21 protein-coding genes and 1 pseudogene are annotated in these 21,339 nt (G+C 61.8%); 9 read left to right on the forward strand and 13 right to left on the reverse strand.

Annotated features, from left to right (window positions below; genetic code table 11):
- Positions 1 to 75: 75 nt before the first annotated feature.
- Positions 76 to 348, forward strand: a pseudogene (locus tag AC1Q6C_RS28725) (HNH endonuclease family protein); the annotation flags it as partial.
- A gap of 16 nt (positions 349 to 364) precedes the next feature.
- On the opposite strand, the gene AC1Q6C_RS28730 reads toward AC1Q6C_RS28725, so the two are convergent.
- From AC1Q6C_RS28730 to AC1Q6C_RS28745, 4 genes are all read right to left on the reverse strand, one after another.
- Positions 365 to 535, reverse strand: a complete 171-nt coding sequence (locus AC1Q6C_RS28730) for a hypothetical protein (RefSeq protein ID WP_007734610.1) — start codon at positions 533 to 535, stop codon at positions 365 to 367.
- A 353-nt stretch (positions 536 to 888) separates the two neighbouring features.
- A complete protein-coding gene (locus AC1Q6C_RS28735; RefSeq protein WP_029537646.1) occupies positions 889 to 1,257 on the reverse strand; it encodes an Rv1352/Rv1906c domain-containing protein in 369 nt (122 codons plus the stop codon).
- Between the two features lie 289 nt (positions 1,258 to 1,546).
- Entirely contained in the window at positions 1,547 to 2,665 is a 1,119-nt protein-coding gene (locus AC1Q6C_RS28740) for an Ig-like domain-containing protein (RefSeq protein ID WP_042452525.1), read from the reverse strand.
- Positions 2,666 to 2,720: 55 nt separating this feature from the next.
- Positions 2,721 to 3,935, reverse strand: a complete 1,215-nt coding sequence (locus tag AC1Q6C_RS28745) for an Ig-like domain-containing protein (RefSeq protein ID WP_042920340.1) — start codon at positions 3,933 to 3,935, stop codon at positions 2,721 to 2,723.
- Positions 3,936 to 4,232: 297 nt separating this feature from the next.
- Here AC1Q6C_RS28745 and AC1Q6C_RS28750 point away from each other — a divergent pair, with 297 nt between their 5' ends.
- From AC1Q6C_RS28750 to AC1Q6C_RS28760, 3 genes are read left to right on the forward strand one after another with little or no spacing between them, the layout of a single operon-like run.
- The gene (locus AC1Q6C_RS28750; protein ID WP_215515674.1) at positions 4,233 to 5,732 is read left to right on the forward strand and encodes a SulP family inorganic anion transporter; all 1,500 of its coding nucleotides are present in this window, start codon (positions 4,233 to 4,235) and stop codon (positions 5,730 to 5,732) included.
- 35 nt (positions 5,733 to 5,767) lie between these two features.
- Positions 5,768 to 6,193, forward strand: coding sequence for a MerR family transcriptional regulator (locus tag AC1Q6C_RS28755; RefSeq protein ID WP_051649485.1), 426 nt, complete (start codon positions 5,768 to 5,770; stop codon positions 6,191 to 6,193).
- 26 nt (positions 6,194 to 6,219) lie between these two features.
- A complete protein-coding gene (locus AC1Q6C_RS28760; RefSeq protein WP_003945756.1) occupies positions 6,220 to 6,840 on the forward strand; it encodes an L-threonylcarbamoyladenylate synthase in 621 nt (206 codons plus the stop codon).
- Positions 6,841 to 6,874: 34 nt separating this feature from the next.
- Here AC1Q6C_RS28760 and AC1Q6C_RS28765 read toward each other — a convergent pair whose 3' ends face one another.
- The 3 genes from AC1Q6C_RS28765 to AC1Q6C_RS28775 all read right to left on the reverse strand — a co-directional run bounded on the left by AC1Q6C_RS28765 (position 6,875) and on the right by AC1Q6C_RS28775 (position 10,683).
- Positions 6,875 to 8,788 (reverse strand): alkyl/aryl-sulfatase, encoded by a 1,914-nt coding sequence (locus AC1Q6C_RS28765; RefSeq protein WP_003945738.1) that lies wholly within the window; start codon positions 8,786 to 8,788, stop codon positions 6,875 to 6,877.
- A 99-nt stretch (positions 8,789 to 8,887) separates the two neighbouring features.
- Entirely contained in the window at positions 8,888 to 9,451 is a 564-nt protein-coding gene (locus AC1Q6C_RS28770) for a TetR/AcrR family transcriptional regulator (protein ID WP_003945891.1), read from the reverse strand.
- Complete coding sequence (locus AC1Q6C_RS28775) at positions 9,448 to 10,683, reverse strand: cytochrome P450 (RefSeq protein ID WP_042920218.1); 1,236 nt, start codon at positions 10,681 to 10,683, stop codon at positions 9,448 to 9,450. Before AC1Q6C_RS28775 ends, AC1Q6C_RS28770 begins: the two co-directional genes overlap by 4 nt.
- Positions 10,684 to 10,791: 108 nt before the next feature.
- Between AC1Q6C_RS28775 and AC1Q6C_RS28780 the strand changes: the two genes are divergently transcribed.
- Positions 10,792 to 11,637, forward strand: coding sequence for a glycosyltransferase family 92 protein (locus AC1Q6C_RS28780; RefSeq protein WP_042920221.1), 846 nt, complete (start codon positions 10,792 to 10,794; stop codon positions 11,635 to 11,637).
- 113 nt (positions 11,638 to 11,750) lie between these two features.
- Here AC1Q6C_RS28780 and AC1Q6C_RS28785 read toward each other — a convergent pair whose 3' ends face one another.
- Positions 11,751 to 11,909: a hypothetical protein gene (locus tag AC1Q6C_RS28785; protein WP_156423205.1), complete on the reverse strand. Its 159-nt coding sequence runs from the start codon at positions 11,907 to 11,909 to the stop codon at positions 11,751 to 11,753.
- Positions 11,910 to 12,114: 205 nt separating this feature from the next.
- Here AC1Q6C_RS28785 and AC1Q6C_RS28790 point away from each other — a divergent pair, with 205 nt between their 5' ends.
- Positions 12,115 to 12,876: an SDR family NAD(P)-dependent oxidoreductase gene (locus tag AC1Q6C_RS28790; protein WP_042452547.1), complete on the forward strand. Its 762-nt coding sequence runs from the start codon at positions 12,115 to 12,117 to the stop codon at positions 12,874 to 12,876.
- Here the strand turns inward: AC1Q6C_RS28790 and AC1Q6C_RS28795 are convergent.
- A complete protein-coding gene (locus AC1Q6C_RS28795) occupies positions 12,858 to 12,995 on the reverse strand; it encodes a hypothetical protein (protein WP_003945592.1) in 138 nt (45 codons plus the stop codon). The two genes, AC1Q6C_RS28790 and AC1Q6C_RS28795, sit on opposite strands and share 19 nt — an antisense overlap.
- Before the next feature lie 219 nt (positions 12,996 to 13,214).
- Here AC1Q6C_RS28795 and AC1Q6C_RS28800 point away from each other — a divergent pair, with 219 nt between their 5' ends.
- The 3 genes from AC1Q6C_RS28800 (at position 13,215) to AC1Q6C_RS28810 (ending at position 16,485) form a co-directional block, all read left to right on the forward strand.
- Positions 13,215 to 14,159, forward strand: coding sequence for an alpha/beta fold hydrolase (locus tag AC1Q6C_RS28800; RefSeq protein WP_042452549.1), 945 nt, complete (start codon positions 13,215 to 13,217; stop codon positions 14,157 to 14,159).
- 262 nt (positions 14,160 to 14,421) lie between these two features.
- Positions 14,422 to 15,195: a VOC family protein gene (locus AC1Q6C_RS28805; RefSeq protein ID WP_042920224.1), complete on the forward strand. Its 774-nt coding sequence runs from the start codon at positions 14,422 to 14,424 to the stop codon at positions 15,193 to 15,195.
- Positions 15,196 to 15,330: 135 nt separating this feature from the next.
- Positions 15,331 to 16,485, forward strand: a complete 1,155-nt coding sequence (locus AC1Q6C_RS28810) for an alkaline phosphatase family protein (RefSeq protein WP_042452555.1) — start codon at positions 15,331 to 15,333, stop codon at positions 16,483 to 16,485.
- Here AC1Q6C_RS28810 and murJ read toward each other — a convergent pair.
- From murJ to AC1Q6C_RS28830, 4 genes are all read right to left on the reverse strand, one after another.
- The gene (gene murJ, locus AC1Q6C_RS28815) at positions 16,471 to 18,099 is read right to left on the reverse strand and encodes a murein biosynthesis integral membrane protein MurJ (protein WP_492666936.1); all 1,629 of its coding nucleotides are present in this window, start codon (positions 18,097 to 18,099) and stop codon (positions 16,471 to 16,473) included. The genes AC1Q6C_RS28810 and murJ overlap by 15 nt on opposite strands.
- A gap of 97 nt (positions 18,100 to 18,196) precedes the next feature.
- Positions 18,197 to 19,225, reverse strand: coding sequence for a beta-ketoacyl-ACP synthase III (locus AC1Q6C_RS28820; RefSeq protein WP_003945837.1), 1,029 nt, complete (start codon positions 19,223 to 19,225; stop codon positions 18,197 to 18,199).
- A gap of 161 nt (positions 19,226 to 19,386) precedes the next feature.
- Complete coding sequence (locus tag AC1Q6C_RS28825; protein WP_042452561.1) at positions 19,387 to 20,028, reverse strand: response regulator transcription factor; 642 nt, start codon at positions 20,026 to 20,028, stop codon at positions 19,387 to 19,389.
- Positions 20,016 to 21,254, reverse strand: coding sequence for a sensor histidine kinase (locus AC1Q6C_RS28830; RefSeq protein WP_231917215.1), 1,239 nt, complete (start codon positions 21,252 to 21,254; stop codon positions 20,016 to 20,018). Before AC1Q6C_RS28830 ends, AC1Q6C_RS28825 begins: the two co-directional genes overlap by 13 nt.
- Positions 21,255 to 21,339 lie beyond the last annotated feature (85 nt).

Here is a 21,339-nt window from a genome sequence, read left to right on the forward strand (position 1 = left end):
GTCGCCCACATATCCCGAATCCGTGGAAGGAAGCCCAGGATGATGTCAACGGCACTACCTACTAGCTACGGATTACATGTAGTCGCACTCTCGGACGCCTGGCAGAAGGGCGCACAACAGCTCGATACACAGACGCGAACCAATCTGGCCAACGACCCTCGAAACCTGCGCGCTGTCGACGGGCCCACGAACCAGAAGAAGTCGGATTCCGACGCGGCGACCTGGCTGCCACCCAACAAGGCCTACCGCTGCCAGTACGTGACTGCTCAAGTGGAAGTCAAAGCGGCATACGGTTTGTGGGTCACCCAAGCCGAACACGACACCATCGCAGACATTCTCGCGACCTGCTGAACTCTTGCGGTGATCAGCGGCCCTTGATCAGATACCGCACAATCGCCATTCCGAGCGCGAGGCCCACTACGGTGGCGAGCGCTGCAACCAGACCGTGACCGGTCAGTGCGACGAACACACCGGTGATGACTGCGACGACGGCAATGATCCCCGCGTCCACTCTGCTTTGACCACGTTCAGGCATGGCACTCTCTCGTGCTGTCAGGTCCGTCCGCTCCCCTCGTAGCGGACGGACCCAGCGGCAATCTGTCGAAATGCGCGAACTCCGGTGGCCTCACCGGGCTGACTTTGCGGGCGGTCCTGCGAGGCCGGCACGTCCCCCGGAGCCAACTCACATCGGTTCACGAAGTCCGTACCTTCGCAGAATATACCGATTGGTAGGTAATTACCGAGGGCTAAAGTCCCTGGTCATGGACTCATGCGACGAGTGGTCGGAAACTCGAGACGAACGAGCACATCCGCGAGGCGAGCGTTAGCCGAGATAGCAGAGGTCCGTGGCCACGGCCAGAGGCCCATCTGGAATCAGAGCGGCGACGTCTATGACCCGAAAAGTGATCCGAGATCCAACGATCCGACTGACGACACTCGCTTCCAATCAGCGCAATATGCGGTGGTGAAGCGAGAATCCGTCAAGAGAATCGTGACTGTCGCCGGTTCGAGGGTGCTTTCGAACTCGAGGACATTCAATTCACCATCGCCGTCGACTTTCGCTCGGCCGTATATGCACGGCATGTCAGCTGATACGGGCCCAGACGTCGTGTACGTTCCCGGCAACACCTCCCACGGCACGTCGAACAGTCCGTGACCAGGAATCGTTCCCGGCGCTGCTGAGGCCGCAGACGTCCCGATCATTGCCACACCGACAGCTACTGCTGCAGCGGACGCGAGCAAACTAACCTTGCGCATTTTCCCTACCTTGTTCATACCTGAACCGCAGCGGCGAGTTCGAAGGCTTGTTGATGTAAGAACCCGCGGTTCGCGCAGTTCTTCAACTAACGGTAGTAAAAGGGCACGAGTTTTGGTGAGCTACCTTTTTGTGGTTCTGGCCCGATTTCCGTGACGGAGACTCCCATTGAGAAGATCAGAGAACGCCGGCGTTGCGGCTCTCGGCATGATTCGAACCTGTCATTCCAGTATTCGATCACACACCCGTCTTCGAGCCGAAACGTCGACGCTCCCCTGCCGTTTGGGTGACTCAGCCTCCGAGTGAGCCCGTCGGCAGCTTCGAGAAGATGTCCCCGAGGCTTCCGGTTCCACCAGGAGTTTCCGGTTCCGTCGGATCCACCGGCTCGACGACGATGACACCAGGCACGGTGACGGTCACGGTCTTGTCCGCAGATTCCGAAGAACTGAACTTCTTGGTACCCAAGAACTTTGCGGTGATGCGATGCTCGCCCTGGTCGCGGAACGGCCAGACCAGTTCTGCATGGCCATTGGAATCGACTGTGGCGCTGCCGATCTTCGTATCGCCGTCGAAGAACTCGACCGTTCCCTCACCCGGGTTCGGGTCGATACTCGCCGCAATCTTGACGTCTTCGCCCGTCAGTGCCTCCAGTGCGACAGCGACCATCGTCTCGGTCTGGTTGGTCGTGAAAACCTCGGTAGTCGAGAGGGCGTTGCGTCCTTCCCCCGCAGCAACACAATACCCAGCGGCATTGACCCACCGGGACTCACCGAAACTCATGCTCGTGTCTTTGATCTTGATGCTCGGGCTCGTCGCCCCGGCGCGCAGGTGCGTCGTCGCGTTTCCCTCGTCGGACCGAGCTTCGAGTTTCAATTCGACTGCCGGTAAACGAAAGTCCGTGTTGGCCTTGACTTGCAGCCCTTCCTTGGGCTTGTTGTCGTTCGCGCTCGGACCGTCGTTGACTGTCTTGTTGCCGGTACCGGTAATTCGCAGGTACTCACCCGCCGGGTTCGCGTTTCCGTCTGCGCCCACCCGGAGCAGCACCGCAGTCTCGCCGGTCAAGTTGGACGACGAATCACCGACGAGGGAGTACGAAACCAGGGTTGCCCCTTGCGGTAGTGCGATGTCGTACTTGATACGACCGGTGTCCGAATCCGAACTACGCATGGTGCCTGGATGCAATTTCACTGTGAACTGTTCGCCGGGACGCACGGACGTGGGCGCCGTTACCTCCATGTTGTCGGAGAACGACGAATCCCAATCGGTGGCGCCGTCGACCCGGCACTTGTGTTCGAAGGAAACTGTCCGCGTCACGGTATCGGAAGCCGCTGCCACCGGCGCGGACACAGCGAGGAGTCCGGCCGCGAGTGCTGGTACGACAGCGCAAACTGCCAGAGTGCGGGGGTTCATGTGTTGCCTTTCAGAAGAACTCGGCCATTGAAAGTTCAGTGAGGTAGGACCGTGATCACTTGCCACCGAGCGAACCCGTTGGCAGCTGCGGCAGAACGGACTCGAGGCTGCCGAGACCGCCCGGAGTGCCCGGATCGGTCGGGTCGGGATCGACCGGACCTGTGGTGTCACCGGTCACCGTGAGTACGTGTGCCGCCGACGTGTACTTCGCCTCGTCTCCGGTAGCGGTGAATACTGCAGTCACGGACTTGGTACCCGCCTTACCGAAGGTGAGATCCAGGCGCGCAATACCGCGAACCACCGGCCGCGGGTCACCGACGGGTTTGCCGTCGACCATGAACTGTACTGTTCCCGTTGTGTTTTCCGGATCGACGTGAGAAGCAAAAGACACCTTGGTACCGGTCGCGGCGGTAGCCGGTCCTTCGAGCTTAGTCACGATGTCCGCGCCTGGCTCAGGATCAACGGGCCCCAGGTCCCCGTCGATCTTCGTGGATGCCAGGGCGCCGGCACCGGCATTGAGGGGGCCGGCCTCAGCGTCGCGCGGCGAGCAGGATGTGGGCGCCCAGATGGTTCCCGCGAGCCAGTGACTGACCTGAGGGAGGAAGGTCAAAAATGACTCGGGCCCGCCGAAAGTACCTGCAGCACCCGAAGTCCGGACATTGGTTTCGACTGCGCCGGACGGCCCGGCCTTTACGGTGATTCTGATCTTCGGAAAGACGATGTTGGTCTCGACTCCGGACTGAGCATTGATCGCCAGCCCACCGTGCGCACCCGACGACGATGACGGGCTGTTGCCGATCGCTTCGTTTGCGCCGGACAACCGGAGTATCGGACCGTCCGCTGCGGGAGTGCCGTCTTCGTTGACACGAATCACCGAAGCAGGTTTCCCGGCAATAACATTGCCCGGATCGGTGACCGTCGCCGAAACGAACTCCGCGTTGGTCGGAATCGGCAGATCAATCTTCAGACGCGAGATCTTCTTGACGCTTGCGCCGCTCACATCGTTCGGGATCTGGACGCTACCCGGATCCACGTCGATGTCGAAGACCTGACCTGGCGCGACTACCGTCGGAGCCGAAACCCGCACCGTGGCAGGCTTTCCGTCTGACGAAGGACCGGAGAACGCACTCGGAACTGCGCGGCACGTGACCTGGAACGTTGTCGACGTGGTTTCTGCAACGGGCGCCGCGGTCGCCGGAATCACGGCCACAGCGGTTCCACCGGCAAGGAGGCCGGTAAGGAGCGCAGCATTCAGTAGGCGTTTTGACATGATGTCCTCTCGGAACAACCTGATTGACGTTTGCCGCCGAACTGTAACGGAGCCAGCGCCCGAGTTGACCCTTTTTCAATAAACAAAAACCACACAGTAGGTAAATACTTGGTAAGGGTTACTGGTCGTCACATCTGACCGCCACCGCGAGCGTTACCCCTCTCGATCAATCTCGCGATTCGAGATCCATTGCGGGGAAACACAATTCGACAGAAATCCGCGCCGTAGTGAGAACTCCGTTCATACTCTACCCTTACAGGAGGGTAGAGTATGAGAACCTCGTCAGGACGGAATCTCATGGCAGTAACCATCGCTTCATCCACCAACGACAATTCGGTTCGCGCCGCGCTCCGGTCACCTCACCGTCTCAAAACGGAGGTTTTGGCCGGACTGGTCGTGGCGTTGGCACTGATTCCCGAGGCGATCTCGTTCTCGATCATCGCCGGCGTCGATCCGCGGGTAGGACTGTTCGCGTCGTTCACGATGGCAGTGACCATCGCCGTCGTCGGCGGACGACCCGCAATGATCTCCGCAGCTACCGGCGCCGTCGCACTGGTCGTCGCTCCACTGACGCGCGAGTACGGAATCGACTACCTGATTGCGACAGTCCTTCTGGCCGGCCTTCTCCAGATCGTGCTGAGCCTCCTGGGCGTCGCAAGGTTGATGCGCTTCATTCCGCGCAGCGTCATGGTGGGATTCGTCAACGCACTCGCCATCTTGATCTTCATCGCCCAACTCCCCCACCTGATCGATGTTCCGTGGCTCGTCTACCCACTCCTTGCAGTCGCACTTCTGATACTCGTATTCCTGCCGAAACTGACGAACTCCGTCCCGGCTCCACTGGTGGCAATCGTGCTACTGACAACCGCCACAGTCGTTTTCGCGTTCGATGTCCCCAACGTCGGCGACGAGGGCGAGCTTCCGTCGAGCCTACCGACGCTACTGTTCCCCGACGTCCCCCTGGACATGCACACACTGTCGATCATTGCGCCGTACGCATTGGCCATGGCGCTCGTCGGACTCCTCGAATCGTTGATGACGGCCAAGCTCGTCGACGACGTCACGGATACTCACTCGAACAAGACCCGAGAAGGGTGGGGCCAAGGCGTCGCGAACATCGTCACCGGCTTCTTCGGGGGCATGGGAGGGTGCGCGATGATCGGCCAGACCATGATCAACGTCAAGGTCTCCGGCGCTCGCACTCGAATCTCGACTTTCCTGGCGGGCGTGTTCTTGCTGATACTCGTCGTCGGCCTCGGCGATGTGGTGGCGTTGATTCCCATGGCCGCATTGGTGGCCGTCATGATCATGGTCTCGGTCGGCACTTTCGATTGGCACAGCATCAATCCGAAGACCCTGCGCCGCATGCCGATCGGCGAGACAGTGGTCATGTTGGTCACCGTGGTAGTCACCGTCGCGACCCACAATCTTGCCTACGGCGTGATCATCGGAGTGATCACCGCGATGGTCATCTTCGCTCGCCGCGTCGCGCATCTCACCGAAGTGATCGACGTCGCGCATCCGGACGAGGACACCCGTGTCTATGCGGTTCGAGGCGAACTGTTCTTCGCATCCAGCAACGATCTGATCTACCAATTCGACTACGCCGGCGACCCGAAGAACATTGTCATCGATCTGTCCGAGTCTCATGTCTGGGACGCGTCGACCGTCGCGACACTGGACGCCATCACCACCAAGTACGCGGCCAGAGGCAAGAATGTCGAGATCGTGGGGCTCGGCGACGCATCGGCCGAGCGCCACCTGCGCCTGTCCGGTCGCCTGGGTGACGGTCACTGAGAGTATGGAGGCCCAGCGCGAGGAAAGTGGGAGTGATGTCTGAGCCGGAACATGCGGGCCAAGGGCCGAACATGCAGATCGGACAGGTTGCCGAACGCACCGAACTGTCGATCAAGACGATCCGTCATTACGACGAGGTCGGTCTGGTTACTCCGTCCGAGCGGAGCGCCGGAGGATTCCGCCTCTATACCGAGGCCGATGTCCAACGGCTACTGGTAATCCGACGAATGAAGCCGCTCGGATTCAGTCTCGAAGAAATGAAACAACTTCTCGATTCTCTGGCAGTGCTCGGCGACGAAGCTTCGGACGCGTCAACGCGCACCGCTGCAACCGAATTCGTCACCGACTGCCACACCCGGGCGGAAGAAAGCTGCACACACTTACGTAAGCAACTCGCCTACGCCGAAGAGCTGACGGGTTTGCTCGCCGACCACAGTCTCAAGGGTGAACGGCATTCGTGATCTGCAAGCTGAACTAAGCTGAGTTGATGGCCCGATACTTCGACGTTCACCCGGAAAACCCGCAGCCGCGCGCGATCAGCCAGATCGTCGAAATGCTGCGCAACGACGCGGTCATCGCCTACCCCACCGACTCCTGCTACGCCCTGGGCGCCCGAATGGACAATCACTCGGGCACCGATCGGATCCGCGAGATCCGTCATCTGCGTTCGGACCATCACTTCACGCTGGTCTGTGCCGATTTCGCGCAGCTCGGGCACTTCGTCCACGTCACCAACTCGGCGTTCCGCGCGGTGAAAGCGGCTACGCCTGGGCAGTACACGTTCATCCTTCCCGCCACGAAGGAAGTTCCGCGTAGGCTGGCACACGCCAAGAAGAAGACCGTCGGAGTGCGTATCCCCAGCCACCCGGTAGTGCGGGCACTCTTGCAAGAGTTGGGTGAACCCATCCTCTCCAGCACCCTTCTCCTGCCCGGCGCCGAGGAACCGATGACGGACGGCTGGCAGATCAAGGAAGAACTCGACCACCAACTCGACGCCGTCATCGACTCGGGTGACTGCGGAACCGAACCCACCACAGTCGTCGACTATTCGTCCGGTGTTCCCGAAATCGTGCGCGTCGGCGCGGGAGATCCTTCTCGTTTCGAATGATCCCCCGCCCGGGCCACATTATGGAGTCGACCAGTCACGGCGTGACGATATCGAACCACAGATCGAAGTCCTCCAGCAGCGAGATGAACGTCTCCAGTTCGGACTGATCTCCCACAGCTTTTGCCGTTCCGGCCTTGATGGATTCGGTGAGCGAGGTCGTTCCCAGATACACCTCGTTGAACACGGCACGGGTCAAGGTCAGAGTCAGAGCGGCCGAAGCATCTGCCTTGTCCATGTCGTAGTTCAGCACGCCGTTGCGCACTGTGACCAGGACGTTGTCCGCGGTGTCCGACAACACGAATCGCAACGACAGGTCGACGTCGGCGGCCTTCGGGCCATCGAGGCGAACTGCCCAGAAGTCCAGCATCTGCTCGAGCGGCATCACTGCGACCACGGCCGGGCCAGTGGGGTTGTTGGACGGCATCGGCGCCAGCGGATGCCGCAATTCCATCGCTCCGACCAGGTAGAAGTTGCGCCACGTACCGTTCTCGGCTTGGTAGCCGAGTTGTTCGTACGTGTCCGCCAACAACTCTCGCGCTTTCTGATTACTCGGATCGGCGAACACCAGATGGTTCACCAACTCCGCGGCCCAGCGGTAGTCGCCGTCGTCGAACGCCTGCTTGCCCTTGGTCAGAAGTGCGTCCGGCCCGCCGACGGCTTCGACGTAGCGCTTGCCGTTCTCCACCGGCGGATGGGGATTGAGATGAGCGGGAACGCCGTCGAACCAACCGAGATAGAAGGTGTAGATCGCTTTGACGTTGTGACTGAGCGAGCCGTAGTACCCACGGTTGTACCACTGCTTTCCGATCGCGTCGGGTACCTCGATCTGGTCGGCAATCTCTACCGGTGTCAGTCCCTTGTTGGCAAGGCGCAACGTCTGATCGTGCAGATACTTGTACAGATCTGCCTGATCCGACATCAGCTTCAAGATCTTGTCGTTGCCCCACGTGGGCCAATGATGCTGCGCAAAGATGATTTCGACGTCGGGGAACAGTTCCATTGCCAGACGCACGTAGTGCGACCACGCTTTGGCGTCGCGAGTCTTGGCGCCGCGCAACGTGTATAGATTGTGCATCGTGTGCGTGACGTCCTCAGCTGACCCGAGCGCCTTGAAATCTGGTAAATAGAAGAGCATTTCGGATGGCGCTTCGGTTCCCGGCGCGAGCATGAACGTCACGCGCACACCGTCGATGACCTCTTCGTGCACCGGTTCGGTGATGACGTCGGTAGGCACGGCGAACGTCGAAGTGCCGTGCGAAGTGGACAGGCCGAGACCACCGGATACCTGCCCTTGTGGCCCCGGACGCAGGAACGATCCATACATGTACATTCCGCGACGTGTCATCGCCGTGCCGGCAAGTACGTTCTCGGAAATCGCTTCCTCCGTGAAACTGTCTGGTGCGTAGACCTTTACGGCACCGGACTCGATCTCTTCGTCGGTGACAAATCCTTTGACACCGCCGAAGTGATCGCCGTGGGAGTGCGTGAAGATGATTGCCTTGACCGGAACCTTCGGGCGGTGCTGGTAGTATAACTCCAGCGCGAGAGCGGCTGTTTCCGCGGACATCAGAGTGTCACCGATGATCAACCCGGTGTCGCCCTCGATGATCGTCGTGTTGGACAAGTCCTGGCCGATCACCTGGTACAGACGATCAGCCAGCTTGAACAGTCCACCGCCCTTTCCCATCAAAGTGGCTTGGCGCCACAGACTCGGGTTGACGGTATCCGGTGCATCGCCGTCGGCGAACCCGTAGGCGTCGTACGAGAAGATGAACTGCCCTTTGTCACCTTTGACCAGTCCGCCATCGATGAGCGGTGCCACGAGACCTCGAGAAATCAGTTCGAAGTCGAAGGTGTCGTCGAAAGGAAGGTCACGGAGAACCTGGGCATTTGCCAGGCGAGTCGCTTCGGTGGCGGGCTTGGGGTCGAGTTCGGACGGTGTAGTCATCTTCTCTTACGCTCCTCGGGAACTCGCGGTGACCTGTGTCGGGATATCGGTTCATCCTCGATTCCCACGCAGCCCTCGCGCATCACCCGGAAGGGATGATCAGGTGGCCCGTCCAGCAATCAACAGCGCAACGACGAACTCACGCACCAACGTCCGCTCGTCGTTCTCGTCCGCCCCCGGCACCATGAGCAGCGAGAGAATCACTCGCACGATCCAGCGCGCCCGCGACGCTGTGCCTGCTCCGAGTTCACCGAGCATCGCGACACCAAGTCCGTTGATGACGTCGGATGAATTGGCAAGTTCACCGGCAAGACTCGCATCACCCGGGGTGAACCATGCAGCCAACGTCGGAGTGCTACGCACCGCGGACACTGCAGTGAGTATGGCCGTCTCCAGACGCTCACTCGGATCGTCGATGGTCGCTACCGATTCCGCGATCGAAGTTCCCAGCCTGCGAGCTTCGCGGTGAACGAACGCAATGTGAAGAGCCTGCCGATTCTCGAAGTACCGATACAAGGTGGCCCGGGAACATCCTGCAGCAGAGGCTATCTCCGCCATACCGACCGCATTGACGCCTTTCGCGACGAACAATTGTGCCGCGCTGTCGAGGATCTTCTCGGCTGCCGCCAAGGCGCGCCCCTCGCCGAGCCAGTCGTTGCTCATGGCCGAGTCACCGACATCGGAGCCGAGAGCGGACGGCGCACGTAGTTGCCCGGCGCGTATTGCATCGCGTCGATGTCGACATGGAAGTCGGGAATCCGGGAGAGTAACTCTTCCAACGCAACTCGAGCCTGCATCCGAGCTGCCGACGCCCCCAGACAGTGGTGGGCGCCATGACTGAAGGTGAGAATCTTCTGCGGTCGACGCAAGACGTCCAACTCCGCCGCGTCGGGTCCGTACTTCTCGGGATCACGATTGGCCGCACCGTACATCAGCAGAACCTTACGTCCTGCCGGAATCACTTTGCCACCCAAGGCCACATCTCGCGTCGTGGTGCGTGCCAGTCCTTGGACCGGCGAGGTGAGTCGAAGCAACTCGTCGACCGCGTCGGTGATCAATGCGGGATCGTCCAGCAGGATCTGACGCTGGTCGAGGCGTTCGGTCAGCATCGCCACCGAACCACCCAGCATTCCTGTCGTGGTGTCGTTTCCACCGGCCACCATGGTGAAGGCGAAGCCCAGAATCGACAGCAGGCCGGACATGTCGCCGTCTTCACCGAGTCCAGCGGCGAGTAGGTGCGAAATCGTGTCGTCACCCGGTTCGACCTTGCGGCGTTCGATCAGCGAAGCGAAGTACATCATCAGCTCACCGGTGGCGGCCTGCGCCGTCGTCGCTGCCGCGGCCACACCACCTGCCGAATTGGCAGCGACAATGGCTTCGGTCCAGCCGTCGAACTGGTCACGGTCCGATTCCGGCACACCCAGATAGTGTGCGACAACCATAGACGGCAACGGTTTGAAGAGCTCGACGACGATATCGCCGCTGCCACGCGCTTTCAGCGCCTCGATACGTTCGACGACAAATTCGCGAACCATCGGCTCGACCGCCGATACCTGACGCGGAGTGAAACCCTTCGACACCATGCGCCGGAACTCCGACTGCACTGGCGGATCCTGCATCACGAACGGCGGATTGTCCTGCATCCCAATCTGTTCGAGTTCACCGTAGACAGTGGTCAATCCCTTTGCCGACGAATACGTCTCGTAGTCGCGAGCGGCGTTGTAGACGTCTTCGTGACGGGTGAGCACCCAGTAGTCGTCCTGCGGCGCAGCTTCCGGCACAACGTTGTGCACCGGGTCGTTCTCGCGCAATGCGTCGTACATGGCCCAGGGCGAACGCCAGGACTCCCCGGTGGAAGGTACAAACCGTGGCGAATGTGACACAGAAGTTGTCATGACTCGACTATGAGACAAATAGCCGAATGTGTCAACGTTCTACGATCAACCGTTCCCACGAGCAGCATTGAGTAACTCGCATCCACGCAGAGCGCTATCGTGTGTCGGGTGATCACGGATCCGAAGAATCATCCGAACAGCTCTGACGCCGGGCGCCGCGCCGTGGTTGCGGTCCTGCTCCCCCGCGAACATCTCCCCTTCATCAGGGACTGGTGCCTGCACCACATCGAGCAAGGCTGGGAGGTTGTTCTCTACGACAACACCGGTTCCGTCGGGTCCACCCGCAAGACAAGCGCATTCAGTCTCAACCGTTGGCACGGCCGCAGCGAGGACAAGAGAGGCAACTCTTACGGCGCCTTCACCCGATCGATGTCGGACAGTGAAGTTCAGGTCGCATTCCGCAAAGAACTGCACGACCTTCCGGTGACGATCGTCGACTGGCAACCGCGCGACGCGGACGGTCGGATCGTGCACGGACAGGTAGAGGCGTACGTCGATTACGTGAGCCGGTACCGCGACACCGTCGCATGGGCAGCATTCATCGACGCCGACGAATACCTCCAACACGCACCAGGATTGGACTGGGAGGTTCTACTTGCCGGCGTTACTCAAGCGGGTTCGCACCGCGTCGTTCTCGATGCTCTGGTCTACGAATCCAGGTGGACGCGCGACGGGCAATTGCGAGACGTCGAGGAATTGAAATGCCTTGGGCTACAGAGCCATGGTTGCAAGAACATCGTCAGGCTGTCGGAGATTTTGCGAGCAGACGTCCACTGGGCCTGGAAGACAACAGGACCCGACACCCTCATACGACCGGACAGATCGCTCTACTACTTCCGCCACTACCGCGGTTCGGAGGCGATGCTCGACTACACTCCGCTGCCGAACTTCGGACCCCAGGTCCACGAAGAAGGTGCGGATGTGCCGGCAAAGATCGACGTATCACAAAAATGAATGTGCCTGCAAGACACAGGTATTCATCTGCAGACAAACCTCCGGCCCGCATCCACGAAGGCAATACCTTCAGAATGCGGGCCGGGGGCCGTAAATCCGGTTCAGCGAAGCAATCAAGCCTTCGGCTGCGAGCTTCCTGCGCCACCAATTGCGCCGAGAAGACCTGCAACTGCGCCGATGCCGACGAGAACGCCGCCCAGGCCTGCAATGATCTTCTGGAAGTCGCCGAGAGTTGCGAGGTCCGTCTTGCTGCTGCCAGTGGTGAATGCCATGTCTAGCTCCTCATCATGGAATGTGTACGCGGTCCGCGCGCCCGGTATGTAACGGCGCTCACAATATACGTAAGACGACCGAAATTTGAAGCGGTGCCGCTGAGTGGGACGTAACTCACATCTCATCCAGCGGGAACCCACGAGTAACAATGCGCGATTCGGACAACGCTTCGGGAACCGTTGAATGACGAGCAGGAGAACAGCAGTGGGCAAGTTGGATGGAAAAGTGGCCCTGATCACTGGCGCAGGGCAAGGCGTCGGCCAGGGAGTTGCGTTTGCGCTCGCCAAGGAGGGCGCTTCCGTCGCGGTCGCGGGCCGCACTGAGTCGAAACTCGTCGTCACATGTAACGAGATCGCCGAACGCGGAGGCCGTGCCGAACCGGTGCTCATGGATATCGCCGACGCGGATTCCATCACCGGAGCCGTGGCGCGAACGGTGGAACTGTTCGGCGGCGTCGACATTCTGATCAACAACGCCAGCCTCAACCCGCTCGGCAACGTCCTCGACCTCACTCCGGAGCGCCTTGCCGACGGATTGACGTCCGGCCCCGTCGCGACTCTGCGAACCATGCAAGCCTGTTACCCGTTCATGAAGGAGCGCGGCGGCGGGGCAATCATCAACATGGTCAGCTCCGTGGCCGTCCGCTGGGACGCTGCCGGCTACGGCGGCTACGCGGCCGTGAAGGAATCCGTCCGAGCCCTCAGTCGCGCGGCAGCATGCGAATGGGGCGTCGACGGGATCCGGGTCAACGCGGTTGCTCCCCACGCGTCGTCGCCGGGGCTGCAGCGGTGGGCAGATGCACGCCCGGAGGAGGCTGCCGCCTTTGTTGCCGGGATTCCGCTACGGAGGATCGGCGACTGCGAAACGGACATCGGAACCGCGGTGGCTTTCCTGGTCGGCCCGGATGCCGCGTATCTGACTGGAGCAACAATTCCGCTCGACGGTGGTCAGTCGCGCTGGGGCTGAGAGCTGGCGTCGTCGAAGGCAAGCACCGCCGACTTGGCTTCGGCGATCGGGCGGCGGAAAACGAAACCGACCAGAACGGATGCCAAAACCAAGGCGGCCAGAACAATGAGCCCGACCATCCACCACATGGTTTTCAGTATGCCCGAACCGACCTCCGCCGGACGCGCGCCACGGCCGCCGGAAAGCGGCGACAGCCTCGAAAAGTGCTGAACACCAGTCAAATTCCGTTTTGCCCGTTTCCTGAGCTTCTTGAGAAGCCGTGATCGATGACACATATTCGGATCCCGAACCGGAACGAGTGCGTGACTACGACGACACCTCGGTGCATCCTGGCAGGTATGGAATCCGCTGTTTCGGCCCAACTCACCGACGGAAGCACCCTCACACACCCGTGGGGCGGGACAAGCAACATCACCGATCTCGGCGGTGACGTTCACTGGATCGACTTCGGCGGTCCCAGCGGAGCGCCGCCCATCGTGCTCGTTCACGGTCTGGGCGGCTCGCACCTGAACTGGGTGCGGGTCGCACCGGCGCTGGCGGCGCGCACGCGCGTGTACGCACTTGACCTCGCCGGATTCGGACTCACCTCTGCCCGTGGGCGACACACCGGCGTCGACGCCAACGCAGTACTTCTGAATCGCTTTCTCGACACAGTGGTGGGTGAGCCCGCCGTCCTGTTCGGCAATTCCATGGGCGGAATGGTCTCGGCAATGTCGACCCATGCCAGTCCCGAATCAGTCGCCGGCCTGGTGCTGGTGGATCCGGCGCTCCCCCTGCCCGTCCAACTTCCCGATCTGACCGTCGCCGCCCAATTCGCGCTCTACTCGATGCCGTACGTCGGTGAGCAGGTTCTCGGCTTCGGACGCCGAAAGATGTCAGACCGGCAGTTGGCCGCTCAGATGACCAGATTGTGTTTTGCCGATCCGACGCGAGCCGACCCCGCGGTCCTCGACGCGGGCGCTGCCTTGACGGCGATTCGCCGCAACGAACCTACCCAGGATGCCGAATTCCTTCAGGCAGCACGGTCACTGCTGATGACCCTCGCCCGTCCTGCCTCCTATCGAAAGACATTGCGAGAGATCACGACTCCGACGCTCCTGATGCACGGCGATCGCGATCGGCTTGTCCCGGTCGAGGCCGCACGGGCAGCCGCTGCTGCACATCCACACTGGACCACCATCATTCTCGGCGACACCGGCCACACCCCACAATTGGAGATTCCGGACGAGTTCACCCGTCATGCGCTCGCGTGGCTCGATCGCACGGGGCTGATCAGGAGCTGACACGTACCAACACTCCCCGGTGGAACGCCCTTGCCGATCGAGCAAGTGCCCCATCAACTTCGGAGTATCAAGAACGATTCGGCGGTCGTCTACGTTGGCAGGTCCGGCCCACCGGGGAACGCGAAACGGACACATACCCCAAAGCTCTCGAACCCTGGGAATGTGTCGGGGTACGCGCGTAGCGTGAGATTCAGGCCTTCCTCGGCCAAGCATTTCCGCGTCCCCTGCTTGTGTATCCGTTTCGGTTAAGGAGAGTTTTCAGATGCCCGCACGCACAGCGCTCGACGGAACACCCTGTTGGATCGACCTCACCAGCTCCGACACCGAGGTTGCCAAATCCTTCTACACCAACGTGTTCGGCTGGCAGGCTGACACAAACGACGACCCGCAGTACGGCGGCTACGCGATCTTCAGCAAAGACGGGCAGCCCATCGCCGGGCTCGGACCCCAGCAGGAGGGAAACCCCTACGGCAACGTGTGGACCACCTACATCTCCTCGACTGATGCGGCAGCGTCGGCGTCCAAGGCCCAAGCCTCGGGCGGAACGATCATGATGCAGTCGATGCAGGTCGGTCCTCAGGGCAGCATGGCGATCGTGGGCGATCCGGCCGGTGCCGTCGTCGGCATCTGGCAGGCAGATCAGCACCACGGCTTCGGTTTGGTCGGCGAGGCCGGAGCGCCGGTCTGGCACGAGACCTTGTCCAAGAACTACGCCGCGGTCCTGCCGTTCTACACCGACGTGTTCGGCTGGACTTACGAGTCGATCGGTGACAGCGACGAGTTCCGGTACTCACAGGCCAAGCAGGGCGACACCGTCGTCGCCGGTTTGATGGATGCCAGCTCGTTCCTCCCGGCAGAGGCGCCGTCGTTCTGGCAGGTGTACTTCGGGGCGGACGACACCGATGCGGCCGTCGCCAAGGTCGTCGAATTCGGCGGCAGCGTCTTGCGCGATCCCGAGGACACGCCCTTCGGTCGTCTCGCGTCGGTGGCCGATCCACTAGGTGCCAAGTTCCAGATCTCCACGATCATGGAATGACTCTCCGCGCGGAGGCCGCACCGGTCCGCGGTCTCTGCGCGCTGATCATCTGGAAAGTCCGGATTTGACCGCACAGATTTGAACACTCGCCCAGAAGGTATGCAGTTTTCTGCGTCCAACGCCTAATCTCATGGGATGCCCGCCCCCGCCCCTCTCCTCGATGTGTACTCGCAGCCGACTCTGTCGACGCTTGCGCCGTCGGTACTCGCTTCTCTCGGAGTGAGCGGCGAAGCGAACCGTCTCGATCTACAGCCCAGCAAGAAGACCGTAATTCTGCTGGTAGACGGGATGGGCGCGAACTTGCTCGCCCGCAACGCCGAACACGCACCATTCCTGAATTCACTGATCGGAACGCCCATCCGGGCAGGCTTCCCCACGACGACGGCCACCAGCATCGTCTCACTGGGGACCGGTCTGCCTTCGGGAGCGCACGGCATCACCGGCTACCAGTCCTACGTCGAAGAAGCCGATTCGGTGTTCAACTGGCTGGGTTGGCACAGCGCGGGCAAGAAGGAATCTCAGACCGACTCCATCGTCCCGGAAACCCTGCAGCCGCAGGCCACGACGTTCGATCGCGCCGCCGCAGCCGGCATCACCGTTACAACCGTCGTACCGTCGAAGTTCGACGGCAGCGGCCTCACCCGTGCCGGGATGCGCGGTGCCCAGTTCGCCGGAATCCAGGCATACGGAGACCTCCTCGCTCGCACCGTGGCGGCGTCGAAATCTGCCGACCGCACGTTCACGTACTGCTACATCAGCGAGATCGATGCACTCGGCCACGTCTACGGACCCGAGTCCGAGCCGTGGATCTTCCAACTGATGCTGGTCGATCGACTGGTCGAGCAACTCGCCGCGGCTCTCGGCCCGGACGTGAGATTGCTGGTGACGGCAGACCACGGAATGGTCGACGTGTCGGACGAGAACAAGATCGACTTCGACAACACTCCAATTCTGTCCAAAGATGTACTCGCTCTTGCCGGTGAACCTAGATGTCGTCACATCCACACCCGAGAAGGCGCTGCACAAGATGTTGCGGACCGCTGGCGCGCCGAACTGGGTGACCGCATGTGGATCGGGACGAGGTCCGAGGGCATAGTCGCAGGATTGTTCGGGCCTGCAGTGCATTCCGAGTATCACGGCCGGATCGGTGATGTCATCGCCATTGCGTCCGGGGACGTGGCCGTCGTACGTCGATCTGTCGAATCGGGACTGTCCGGCCTCCGTGGACAGCACGGCGCCCTCACTCCGGACGAACTGCTGGTACCGCTCTTGTCCTCAGGACAGCAGTAGGGTTCGCGCCCGGCGAATCTCGGGAACACCGACGACCTTGCATGCACCCAACAGGACGACGGCACCGACGGCCGCACCCGCCGACAATGAAATAACAGCAGCAAGCCTGGGCTCGGGAACTCGGTTCTGAACCGCCACCACCAAAGCGAGCGCACAACCACCTGCCAGAATTGCCGCCGCCGAAATCCTTCCGACGGTGGCCTGCACGCGACGGAATCCCAACAGCCCGTATCGCTTTCGAAGAAGGATGTGGCCGAGTACCGCTCCACACACGTAGGAGAACGAGCCGGCGGCACAGACGGCCAGGACCAGCCTTTCGTCACTCGCCGACAGTGACGCAAGAAGGACGAGCGCAGTCTTGGCGACCACCATCACCAGGGCGATCAGCGCGGGAGTTCGGGTGTTGTTGTCGGCGTAGAACACTCGCAGCTGAAGCATGACCATCGCAAAGGGCACCAGCCCGAATGCACTGACCGCAACGGCCGTCCCGATCAACCGGGCACTGCTGCCGTCGACCCGGCCGAAGAAGATCAAGGTGGTCAACGAGGGACCGAACACCATGAGCGCCACAGTCACCGGGATCAGCGCCACCACAGAATACCGGGCTCCCCGGCCGAGATCGGATACGACGCCGACGTCGTCACCCGCAGCAACCGACCTGGCGATCCGCGGCATCAGCACCGTCAGCAACGACACACCGAGAATGCCGTACGCCACTTGAAACAGCAGATCCGCGTGCGTGTACATCGAGTAGACGTGACGGGAGAGAGTGACCTTCATCGTCACCCACACACCGATCTGGCCGGCAACGACGTACACAAGTACCCAGCCGAGCAACGGCGCCCCGACGCGCACCGGTCGCCAGGTGTGCGGTACGACCCGCACGCGAAGGCGCCACCGAAACCCGTTGCGGTGCAGCGCTCGAGCAACGACGGCGGTTTGCGCCACGATCCCGAGCAAAGTGCCGACACCGATCACCAGAACCTGCGCGGTGGTCATCGACTCGGGAGTCAGAGCCACCGGCCCCGGGATACACAGGAAGACCGCGACCGTCACCAGAAGGACGACGTTGTTGATCACCGGCGCCCAGGCCGGCGCGCCGAACACCGATCGAACGCTGAGCACAGCCGTCATCATCGCCGTGACGCCGTAGAAGAAGATCTCCGGAAGAAGCAAGTACGCGAAGAGCGTCGTGAGCTCTCGTTGAGCCGGATCATCGATCACGGCCGAGACCAGAGGCGGCGCGCACACCACGGCCACTACCGTCACGAGCGCAAGAGCCAGCGCTCCGACGGTGAGAACGCGCTGCGTCTGCTCTCGTTCGAGCGTCCGCCCACGGCTCCGTTGCCGCGTCAGATACGGAAGCAGGACGCTGGCGAGAATCCCGCCGAGGAGGAGCTGATAGACCATGTTCGGGAAGCTGTTGGCCGCGTTGTACGCATCACTGACGAGGGCGATGCCCAGGACCGCGGCAAGGGCAAGGGTGCGGACGAAGCCGGTGATCCGACTGACCGTGCTGGCGAGCGCCACTTGCCCGCCCATCTTCGCCAAGCTGCCGCCCGTCACACCATTACGTTCGGACTCCCGTTCGGACTCCCCCACGTTCTCGACCATCTCGCCAGAGTGCCACATCGCAGACGTTCGACGATCCGGACGGAAACGGAAGGGCGCCCCGAACCGTGGGTTCGAGGCGCCCTTCCGTAAGGAACAATCAGGCGGATTCCGCTCCAGCCAACGGCGGCATGACGACAACTTGACCGGCGAAGGACAGACCCGCACCGAAGGCGAGAAGCAATGCCTTGTCGCCCGGCTTGCACTGGCCGTCGCGCAGCATCTGCTCCATGGCGAGCGGGATCGAGGCCGCGGACGTGTTGCCCGTCTCGGCGATGTCGTTGGAGACGGGGAAGCCCTCGGGCAGCTTCATGCTGCGAGCGATGACCTCGTTGATGCGCTGGTTTGCCTGGTGCGGCACAAAAGCGTCGATGTCCTCGATACCCAGCCCCGACTTCTCCAGGGTGCGAGTGGCGACCTTGCCCATCTCGAAGGCAGCCCAGCGGAACACCGCGGTACCGGCCATCTTGATCCACGGACGAGGTCCGGTCGGGTTCTTGGTGTAGTCGAGCCAGCTGGGCTCCTGAACGATGGCGTCGGACTGGCTGCCGTCCGAACCCCACTCGACCGGGCCGATTCCGACGGTATCGCTCGGGCCGACGACAACTGCGCCTGCGCCGTCACCGAAGATGAAGCGAACGCTGCGATCGGTGGGCTCGGTGGCCTCGCTCATCAACTCGACGCCGACGACGAGTACGTGATCAACCGTGCCGCCGCGAACCAGGTCGCTGGCCACCGCAAGGGCGGTACAGAAACCGGCGCAGCCTGCCGCGACGTCGAATGCAGCCGGACCCTTGATGCCGAGCTCGTGGGCGACGATGGACGCAGCCTGAGGAGTCTGCAGGTCCCACGTCGACGTCGCGATGATCACGGCGCCGATCTGCTCAGGGGCAATGCCGCTGACGTCCAGTGCTTTACGCGCCGCGCTGATCGACATCGCGAGGATGCCTTCACCTTCGCCGGAGAACCGGCGCGACTTGATACCCGATCGCGTCTGGATCCACTCGTCGGTGGAATCGATCAGCTCGCAGATCTCGTCGTTGGTCACGACTCGCTCCGGGCGGTGAACGCCGAGCCCGAGAAGGACGGACTGCCGACCTCCGGCCACACTGGCAATCGGCTTACCCATTGATCGATCTCCTCGTTGGTTTCTGGTGATGACGCGCATTCGACATCACACGTTACGTACAGGACATAAGCCCCTGCCTCTCAGGTCACCGTTCGATCACGGCAACAACATGAGGCTGGCTCACATTACGCTTCGGTCAGGTATGTAGTCCAGATCCACGATCAGGCGCGTAAATGAGCTAGAACTGCCAAAACACGACGATGCCCGCTTTCGGAAGCCGACAGGCCGAGTTTTGCGAAGATATTTCCTATGTGCTTGCTCACAGCAGTGTCGCTGACGACCAGTTTCCTGGCGATTTCCTGATTTCCCAGCCCCTCCGCCATCAGTCCGAGAACCTCGGACTCGCGTGGCGTCAGCGATCTGATCGGATCGTCGGCGCGTCGACGGCTCATCAGTTGGGATACGACCTCGGGATCCATCACGGTTCCGCCGTCGACGACCCGGTTCAATGCGTCGACGAACTCGGCTACCTTGCCGACCCGTTCCTTGAGCAGGTACCCGACCCCGCCGGCGCCTCCTGCCAACAATTCACCGGCGTAGCGATCCTCGACGTAAGCGGAAAGGACCAGGACGGGAAAGCCCGGGCGAAGCTTGCGCACCTCGATCGCCGCTCGAAGTCCCTCGTTGGTGAAAGTAGGAGGCATCCGGACGTCGAGCACCGCGGCGTCGGGGGTTGTCTCCTCGAACACCGTGAGGAACTGTGCGGCGTCGGAGACGGCAGACACCTCGAAGCCCTCTCCACGGAGCAGCAGGGCCAGCCCCTCTCGCAGAAGAGCGTCGTCCTCGGCAATCAGAATCCGCACGGTAGTTCCACCCTCATCGTTGTCGGTCCACCCTCCGGGCTCTCCAATACTGCGGTTCCTTCGAAAGCCTCGACCCGGCGTCGAATACCCGCCACGCCGCCGCCCGGGCGTTCGTTCGCGCCGCCGTGACCGTCGTCGATCACGTCGATGAGCATCGTCTCACCCGACGGGTCGTCCGACGTCTCCGTCCGTGCCGTGACGGTGACCCTGCGCGCTCCGCTGTGTTTTGCGACGTTGGTCAAGGCCTCGGCGACGACGAAGTACGCAGCAGCCTCGACGGCAGCCGGGGCACGGCGGAGTTCGTCGATCTCGAGTACGCAGGGCACGGCGGAGCGCCCGGCGAGCGCCGAGATCGCGCCCTCCAGACCCAACTCGTCGAGGATCGGCGGGTAGATGTCGTGCACCAACGTCCGGAGTTCGCTCAACGCCTCGGTGGCCGCATCTTGGGCCCGATGCAGTTGTGGCAGAGCCTGGTCCGGATTGTTCTGCAACGACCGCTCGGCCATCCCCAACATCATCACCACCGCGACCAGACGGTTCTGCGCTCCGTCGTGCAGATCCCGCTCGATGCGCTTGAGTTCGGCCGAATGCGCGTCGAGCGCCGCAGCGCGGCTGGCCGTCAGGGCGGTGACGCGCTTCGAGAGGTCCGAACGCGTATCCGGCGCAAGCAAAGTCGTGGTCGACCAGCTGATCCATTTCGCCATCGCGGGGATCAACCACCACGCGATCAGGAAGTACAGGATGCCGATCAACGGCATTCCGGCAGCGCCCAGCCACGACGTCACGGGGTACGGGTTGTTGACGGGTTCGCCCGCGGGCATCTGCTGCCAGTACAGCGGGACGGCAATCGCATTGAGCGCACCGAGTGGCAGAGCAATGGTCAGCATCGCCGCGACGAAAGCACCCAGACCATGAATCGACAACCAGGCCGCGTCGCGCCTCGTCGACTGATCGGTGAGGAACCGGCTCCAGTCCCCGAATGTCGGATTGCTGGGCATCGGTGGGTATCGCTGCAGAACAGGGCGTCCGGTGTACGCAGCGGTGCGTTTGCGAGCCAGGCCGGCCCACCACCGGAGCACTCGCACGTACGACGGCAACAGCAACCAGCCGACGATCAGAATCGAGAGCGACAACAGAATGAGACCGACCATCAGCAAGAACAGGGAAACAACAGCTGCCGCACCCTCGACGAGCACGTACACCGCAGCCCTGGTTCTCTTCTTCACTGCCCCAGCATGCCGCACCACACCGCACGATCCACTACAGCTGGCTACACCATTGATTCGGGACTCTGCTGGATGTCGACGAATG

This window comes from Rhodococcus sp. MT28 (assembly GCF_058792695.1).

Bases quoted from the DNA above. Each gene is read 5' to 3' on its own strand.
- AC1Q6C_RS28800 (WP_042452549.1), top strand. From the start codon at position 13,215: ATGGAATCCGCTGTTTCGGCCCAACTCACCGACGGAAGCACCCTCACA.
- AC1Q6C_RS28740 (WP_042452525.1), bottom strand. From the start codon at position 2,665: ATGAACCCCCGCACTCTGGCAGTTTGCGCTGTCGTACCAGCACTCGCG.
- AC1Q6C_RS28745 (WP_042920340.1), bottom strand. From the start codon at position 3,935: ATGTCAAAACGCCTACTGAATGCTGCGCTCCTTACCGGCCTCCTTGCC.
- AC1Q6C_RS28810 (WP_042452555.1), top strand. From the start codon at position 15,331: ATGCCCGCCCCCGCCCCTCTCCTCGATGTGTACTCGCAGCCGACTCTG.
- AC1Q6C_RS28760 (WP_003945756.1), top strand. From the start codon at position 6,220: ATGGCCCGATACTTCGACGTTCACCCGGAAAACCCGCAGCCGCGCGCG.
- AC1Q6C_RS28785 (WP_156423205.1), bottom strand. From the start codon at position 11,909: ATGGCATTCACCACTGGCAGCAGCAAGACGGACCTCGCAACTCTCGGC.
- AC1Q6C_RS28820 (WP_003945837.1), bottom strand. From the start codon at position 19,225: ATGGGTAAGCCGATTGCCAGTGTGGCCGGAGGTCGGCAGTCCGTCCTT.
- AC1Q6C_RS28805 (WP_042920224.1), top strand. From the start codon at position 14,422: ATGCCCGCACGCACAGCGCTCGACGGAACACCCTGTTGGATCGACCTC.
- AC1Q6C_RS28735 (WP_029537646.1), bottom strand. From the start codon at position 1,257: ATGCGCAAGGTTAGTTTGCTCGCGTCCGCTGCAGCAGTAGCTGTCGGT.
- murJ (WP_492666936.1), bottom strand. From the start codon at position 18,099: ATGGTCGAGAACGTGGGGGAGTCCGAACGGGAGTCCGAACGTAATGGT.
- AC1Q6C_RS28750 (WP_215515674.1), top strand. From the start codon at position 4,233: ATGGCAGTAACCATCGCTTCATCCACCAACGACAATTCGGTTCGCGCC.
- AC1Q6C_RS28795 (WP_003945592.1), bottom strand. From the start codon at position 12,995: ATGGTCGGGCTCATTGTTCTGGCCGCCTTGGTTTTGGCATCCGTTCTG.
- AC1Q6C_RS28765 (WP_003945738.1), bottom strand. From the start codon at position 8,788: ATGACTACACCGTCCGAACTCGACCCCAAGCCCGCCACCGAAGCGACT.
- AC1Q6C_RS28770 (WP_003945891.1), bottom strand. From the start codon at position 9,451: ATGAGCAACGACTGGCTCGGCGAGGGGCGCGCCTTGGCGGCAGCCGAG.
- AC1Q6C_RS28775 (WP_042920218.1), bottom strand. From the start codon at position 10,683: ATGACAACTTCTGTGTCACATTCGCCACGGTTTGTACCTTCCACCGGG.
- AC1Q6C_RS28730 (WP_007734610.1), bottom strand. From the start codon at position 535: ATGCCTGAACGTGGTCAAAGCAGAGTGGACGCGGGGATCATTGCCGTC.
- AC1Q6C_RS28755 (WP_051649485.1), top strand. From the start codon at position 5,768: ATGTCTGAGCCGGAACATGCGGGCCAAGGGCCGAACATGCAGATCGGA.